Origin of the sequence: Anabaena sp. UHCC 0451 (assembly GCF_034931405.1) — a bacterium.
GTDB lineage: Bacteria > Cyanobacteriota > Cyanobacteriia > Cyanobacteriales > Nostocaceae > RDYJ01.
The window spans coordinates 21,725-28,083 of record NZ_JAYGHA010000020.1; the positions used below are offsets into that span (position 1 = coordinate 21,725).

The 6,359-nt window shown below is 42.3% G+C and carries 5 protein-coding genes; 1 reads left to right on the top strand and 4 read right to left on the bottom strand.

The features are described from left to right. Positions 1-93: 93 nt before the first annotated feature. The 4 genes from VB694_RS15080 to psbB form a co-directional block, all read right to left on the bottom strand. The gene (locus VB694_RS15080) at positions 94-828 is read right to left on the bottom strand and encodes an HAD family hydrolase (protein ID WP_323361141.1); all 735 of its coding nucleotides are present in this window, start codon (positions 826-828) and stop codon (positions 94-96) included. Positions 829-991: 163 nt separating this feature from the next. Next, positions 992-2,083 (bottom strand): 30S ribosomal protein S1, encoded by a 1,092-nt coding sequence (locus tag VB694_RS15085; RefSeq protein ID WP_323361142.1) that lies wholly within the window; start codon positions 2,081-2,083, stop codon positions 992-994. A 374-nt stretch (positions 2,084-2,457) separates the two neighbouring features. After that, positions 2,458-2,565 (bottom strand): photosystem II reaction center protein T, encoded by a 108-nt coding sequence (locus tag VB694_RS15090; protein WP_323361143.1) that lies wholly within the window; start codon positions 2,563-2,565, stop codon positions 2,458-2,460. A gap of 91 nt (positions 2,566-2,656) precedes the next feature. Beyond that, positions 2,657-4,186 (bottom strand): photosystem II chlorophyll-binding protein CP47, encoded by a 1,530-nt coding sequence (psbB, locus tag VB694_RS15095; protein ID WP_323361144.1) that lies wholly within the window; start codon positions 4,184-4,186, stop codon positions 2,657-2,659. A gap of 494 nt (positions 4,187-4,680) precedes the next feature. Here psbB and VB694_RS15100 point away from each other — a divergent pair, with 494 nt between their 5' ends. Further along, positions 4,681-6,312 carry an ABC transporter substrate-binding protein gene (locus VB694_RS15100; protein WP_323361145.1) on the top strand — a complete coding sequence of 544 codons (1,632 nt, stop codon included), beginning with the start codon at positions 4,681-4,683 and terminating at the stop codon, positions 6,310-6,312. The last annotated feature ends 47 nt before the right edge of the window (positions 6,313-6,359 follow it).

Consider the following 6,359-nt stretch of genomic DNA (forward strand, 5'->3'; position numbering starts at 1 on the left):
CATTGCTGAGGTAGTTTAGTATAATTAATTACTGATGACTATAGAGCTTATTTTAAACTTTTTACCCCTACTTATTGAGCCGATACGATTTTTCTATGCTTCTAGAATCTTAATTTCATCAAGTTGATTAATCACCACATCCGCACCTGCAACATTTCCTGAATTACTAATCCAAGTAATACCAATACAACCGGCGGCGTTACCATCACGTGCCATTTGCATATCGCCAACGGAATCGCCTACCATCAAAGTAGTTCTGGTTTGTACGCCTAAAGCTTGACAAGCTTGTAAAAATAAAATGGGATCTGGTTTACTCAGCCCTTCATCAACTCCCATTTCTAATTGTAGATAATCTCTTAACTGATGAGTGATGACGAATTTCTGCACATCTCCGGTAGTTGCGGCTGAGAGAATACCCAGTTTTAAACCTGCTGCTGACAGAGATTTTAAAACCTCTAAACTACCAGGAAACAGAGGTGAGGGAGTTTTCCCAACATATTGATCCGCTTCTGCTAAAGCTTGACGGGCAATTTTTAAAGACTCAAACCAACTTCTACCTGTTTCGGCTATATAGGCGGCGGCGGCTACTTCTGTTTCTTTGCGACTAGCTACGGCTATTAAACCTGCTGGATCTAAATGATCGCCATTTATCCCAAAAGCCATTAACAATGGTTCACCAATACCGGGTATTTGTGCATCTATCATCCGCGCCGCTTTGTGTCCGAGCGATCGCAAATAACCTTCTGAGTCTTCTAATGTCCCATTTTTGTCAAATAAAATTGCCTGAATATGAGAAAACGTGATGTTTTTACATTTAATAGTTGCCATATTAGTCCGTTATCAGTTATTAGGAACAGATTGTTTGATCACCAGTTGTTTCAGTTAAACTTATTCCCAATTATCACAAAAAAAGAGGGAAAATCCCTCTTTATTAAATAGTCGACTGCTCTTAATTGCAAGTAATTGGAAGTAATTACAACTAAGAATTTAATTAATCTTCAGTTGCTGCGGGAATTTCTGCTTCTGTTTCAGTTGCTGCGGGAATTTCTGCTTCTGTTTCAGTTGCTTCTACAGCTTCTACTGCTTCTATAGGTGCAGCAGCTTCTACAGCTTCTACAGGTGCAGCAGCTTCTACAGCTTCTACAGCTTCCACCGCTTCTACAGGTGCAGCAGTGATACCTTGCTGTTTAGCTAACATTTGTTCCCTATACTTAGCTGCCATTTCTTCGGCCTTATCATAGACCAAATCGCGGTTCTTAATCATGTCACCGGGTTCGGGTTCCAACTGCTTAGTAGACAGAGAAATCCGTCCTCTTTCGGCATCCAAGTCAATGATCATGACTTTCACTTCATCATTGACATTGAATACGCTGTGAGGTGTATCAATATGCTCGTGGGAAATCTCAGAAATGTGGAGTAGTCCGCTAACGCCGCCGATGTCGATGAATGCACCGTAGGGTTTGATACCGCGAACAGTACCAATGACCACTTCTCCCACTTCCAAGCGGTTCATCTTGCGCTCAACCAGCGCCCGACGATGGGAGAGAACTAAGCGGTTACGTTCTTCATCTACTTCTAAGAATTTTAAGGGCAGTTCTTCCCCTACTAATTCCTCTTTGGGTTTGCGGGTACTAATATGGGAACCGGGGATAAAGCCGCGTAGTCCCTCAATTCTGACCAATGCACCACCACGATTAGTAGCAAACACACCAGAACGGACAGTAGCATCTTCTGCTTGTAATTGCCGTACTCGTTCCCATGCTCTCATGTATTCAATACGACGAATGGACAGGGTTAGCTGACCATCTTCGTTTTCATCAGTGAGGATGAAAAATTCCCGTGTTTCGTTTGATTGTAAGACTTCTTCCGGGCTGTCTACCCGGTTAATAGACATTTCCTGTATAGGTATGTAAGCTGCTGTTTTAGCACCGATGTCAATCAGAGCGCCGCGCGGCTCTATACTGAAAACTGTACCTGGTACGACATCACCAGGGCTAAAATGATAATCGTACTTATCGAGTAGAGCAGCGAAATCTTCGTGAGTAAATCCAATTTCTGTAGCGGTTAAATTCTGATTGACCATGCTGATTTGTTCCTGGTTTTAGTCTCCGTCAAGTTTTTGTCACAATTAACTTTGTCACAATTAATGATGTATATGATGTGGCTTTTAAATAAGTCTACACTTACATCCTTGTCAATCCTAGCGCAGAAGAGCTAGGTTCACACTTATGATCTTCCAGATAGGGTATTATATCACATTCTCAAAATTTTTTCACCTGTTGGGATTTTCAGCCCCATAATTTTGGTACTCTCTCTATATTCACAATATTATCCGTTGCCGCCTATTTAGGTAGCAACGGACGGGGTTTTCAAATAGGATTCTGAGCAGAATCTGAATTGAAAAATTGCTAAGTGGTGAATACTGAGAAAAAATGCCAGTTTTTAGTTTATAACTGCTTATTCTTTCTCTTTTTTCTCAAAGCGTGGGGGTTCGCGAAATGCGATCGCAAAGAAGAGAACACCTAGTGCCAAGGTCAAAATCAAGATATATGCAACGCTTTCCATATTAGGAGTTCCTGCCTATCCGGCCAGTAATCTTAGTTTACCAAACCTGGGAAAAAGTATGAAGTAATAAAACTTCATACTTCATCCTAGTTTAAGCTTCTTTACGTGTACGAGTGGTCTTGTCACCAACTTTCTGGAACAAACCCCACTCTACTTGTTCTTCTAAATCCGCTTCCACACCAGCAAATACGTCTCGGTAGATTGTCCGAGAACCATGCCAGAGGTGTCCGAAGAAGAACAGCAGGGCAAATACAGCGTGACCAAAGGTAAACCAACCTCTGGGAGATGTACGGAATACACCATCAGAGTTCAAGGTTTCGCGATCAAATTCAAATATTTCGCCACCTTGAGCTTTCCGAGCGTATTTCTTCACATCAGCAGGATCTGTAAAGGTCTTGCCGTTGAGATTGCCACCGTAGAAGCTAACAGTTACACCTGTTTGCTCAAAGCTGTACTTGGATTCTGCCCGACGGAAGGGAATGTCAGCGCGGACAACTCCATCTTTATCGGTCAGAATTACTGGGAAGGTTTCAAAGAAGTTAGGTAGACGACGTACAGTTAACTCACGTCCTTCTGCGTCTGTGAAGACTGCGTGACCTTGCCAAGATTGGGCAATACCATCACCCTTAACCATTGGACCTGTACGGAATAGACCACCTTTAGCGGGGCTATTGCCTACGTAATCGTAGAAGGCCAATTTTTCGGGGATTTGCGCCCAAGCTTCAGAAAGGCTTGCACCTTGAGCAACGCTAGTTTGCACACGGCGATCAATTTCTTGATGGAAATAGCCTTGATCCCACTGGTAGCGGGTAGGTCCAAACAGTTCGATGGGGGTAGCAGCGTTACCGTACCACATAGTACCAGCTACGACGAAAGCAGCAAAGAATACTGCCGCGATACTGCTGGAAAGTACGGTTTCAATGTTACCCATCCGTAGGGCTTTATAGAGCCTTTCGGGGGGTCTGACTGTGAGGTGGAATAAACCAGCGATAATACCAACTACACCAGCTGCAATGTGGTGAGCCACAATACCACCGGGGTTAAAGGGGTTAAACCCGGCTGGTCCCCATTCTGGTGCTACTGGTTGAATGCTGCCAGTGACACCAAAGGCATCGGAAACCCACATCCCTGGACCAAATAGTCCGGTGAGGTGGAAAGCACCGAAGCCGAAGCAAAGTAAACCAGATAAGAACAAGTGGATGCCAAACATTTTTGGCAAGTCTAAAGCAGGTTCGCCTGTGCGGGGATCTCTGAACAGTTCCAAATCCCAGTAAACCCAGTGCCAAACGGCTGCTAGGAATAACAAACCGGAAAGAACAATGTGAGCAGCAGCAACGCCTTCAAATGACCAAAAGCCAGGATCTACTGCTGGGGCACCAGTAACACTCCAACCGCCCCAGGATTCGGTCACGCCTAAACGTGACATGAAGGGAAGTACGAACATCCCTTGTCTCCACATGGGGTTGAGAACTGCATCACTGGGGTCGTAAACTGCTAGTTCGTACAATGCCATTGAACCAGCCCAGCCAGCGACTAGGGCGGTGTGCATTAGGTGTACGGAAATCAGCCGACCTGGATCATTCAGAACAACTGTATGTACTCGGTACCAGGGTAGTCCCATCGACTACAATCCTCCTTGAAGAGTTAGTTTACAAAGCAATTTTCTTACTGAGTTTTTGAGGGAGGTAAGCCGCCACTCAGAAAACTCTCTGAGTTTTTGTTATTGCTAGTCTTGAGTTTTACCACAGATGAGCCTGTGGTTTAGCAATGCTGATCCGCTGCAATGGCTTTATTCCCTTGAGTTGTGAACTTTTGGGAAGTTGCTGTTTGAGCGGCGATGCGATCGCCAAGCAAAAATGAGAATGTTTTAAAAAGTGTAACTATTGATGGAACGCTTTGCAAGCTTGTAAACAGATGCGATTACCTCGCTTTACCCAAAAATATCCTTCCCGATCACCGTTAAACGCTTAATTAGCAGATATTTCGTTATATTGACGTATATTTCCTGATGGTAAGGCATCAGAATAATTATTACTGATTAAGGTACAGATATAGTAAAATGGCTGACCGCTGATTAAAAAAAAATTAATGGTGATAACCTGGTTTTCTTGGTCTATGAGACGGTGGGGTAGGGTGACAAAATTCCTATCATTGTTCTCTTTATGTTTATTGTTGGCTGTTAGTTGCACTCCTAGTCCACAGACAAATACTCCAACCTCCGGTGCTGTCAATACTCCTGCTGGTGATGGACGCATTACTATAGGTACAACATCAAAGCCCAGAACCCTTGATCCGGCTGATGCTTATGAATTAGCATCCTTGGGTTTAGTGTTTAATATGAGCGATCGCCTATATACTTACGAACCGGGCAGCACAGAAATTAAACCCCAACTGGCCACAGCTTTACCTAAAGTTAGCGCAGATGGTTTAACATACACTATTCCCCTACGTCAAGGAGTAGTTTTTCACGATGACACACCTTTTAACGCTAAAGCAATGGAATTTAGCATCCAGCGTTTTATCGAAAATAAGGGTAAACCATCTTTTCTGCTTTCCGATACTATAGATTCAGTTAAAGCCACGGGTGACTATGAATTAACCATCAAGTTGAAAAAACCCTTTGCGGCTTTTCCCTCCTTGTTAGCATTTTCTGGAGTGTGTCCAGTTTCCCCCAAAGCTTATGAAATTGGTGCGGGGAAATTTAAACCCAATATTTTTGTCGGAACTGGTGCCTATAAATTAGCCCAGTATGGTACAGATTCTTTAAGATTAGATGTATTTGACAAATATTGGGGAGAAAAAACAGCGAATAAAGGTATTAATGTCCAGATTCAAACCAGTCCAGTGAATTTATTTAATGCTTTTAAAACTGGTGCAGTTGATGTGGCTTATTTATCTTTACAACCAGACCAAATTCGCAGTTTAGAAGCAGGTGCTAAAAACGGAGATTGGCAAGCCATCACTGCTCAGGGTAGTGTAGTTAGTTATATGGTGTTGAATCGCAATCAGAAGCCTTTGGATAAACCAGAAGTTAGAAGTGCGATCGCATCATTAATTGATCGTCCATTATTAAATGAACGTGTTTTATTAGGTCAAGCTGATCCGCTTTACAGCATGATTCCCACTACCTTTAATGTTTCCCAACCATTATTTAAAGATAAATATGGTGATGGTAAATTTGAAGAAGCGAAAAAATTGTTAACTACCGCTGGTTTTTCCCAACAAAATCCTGCTAAAGTGCAAATTTGGTATCCTGCTAGTTCACCTACCCGGAGTTTAGCAGCACAAACACTAAAATCCTTGGCTGATACTAAACTAGATGGAATCTTACAACTGGAAGTTAAAACCGTAGAAGGTGCAACCTTTTTTAAAGAAATTTCCAAGGGTTTATATCCAGTAGCTTTACTAGATTGGTATCCAGACTTTTTAGATCCAGATAATTATGTACAACCATTTTTAGCTTGTGAAAAAGGTTCAGAAACTAAAGGATGTGAAGACGGTGGAAGTCAAACACAAGGGTCTTTTTATTATAGTGAAACAATGAATAAACTCATTGCTCAACAACGTAAAGAACAAAACCCAGAAGCTAGAAAGAAAATCTTTGCTGACATTCAAAACCAAGTTGTAACAGACGTTCCTTACGTTCCTCTATGGCAAAACAAAGATTATGTATTTGCCCAAAAAGGTGTAACTGATGTTAAACTTGATCCTACTCAAAACCTGATTTACAAAACAATTAAAAAATAGGTATTGGGGACTGGGGAGATGGGGAGATGGGGAATATTTATTTTTTA

Excerpts from the sequence above, each read along its gene's own strand:
- VB694_RS15080 (WP_323361141.1), bottom strand. The coding sequence starts at position 828 with ATGGCAACTATTAAATGTAAAAACATCACGTTTTCTCATATTCAGGCA.
- VB694_RS15085 (WP_323361142.1), bottom strand. The coding sequence starts at position 2,083 with ATGGTCAATCAGAATTTAACCGCTACAGAAATTGGATTTACTCACGAA.
- VB694_RS15090 (WP_323361143.1), bottom strand. The coding sequence starts at position 2,565 with ATGGAAAGCGTTGCATATATCTTGATTTTGACCTTGGCACTAGGTGTT.
- psbB (WP_323361144.1), bottom strand. The coding sequence starts at position 4,186 with ATGGGACTACCCTGGTACCGAGTACATACAGTTGTTCTGAATGATCCA.
- VB694_RS15100 (WP_323361145.1), top strand. The coding sequence starts at position 4,681 with ATGAGACGGTGGGGTAGGGTGACAAAATTCCTATCATTGTTCTCTTTA.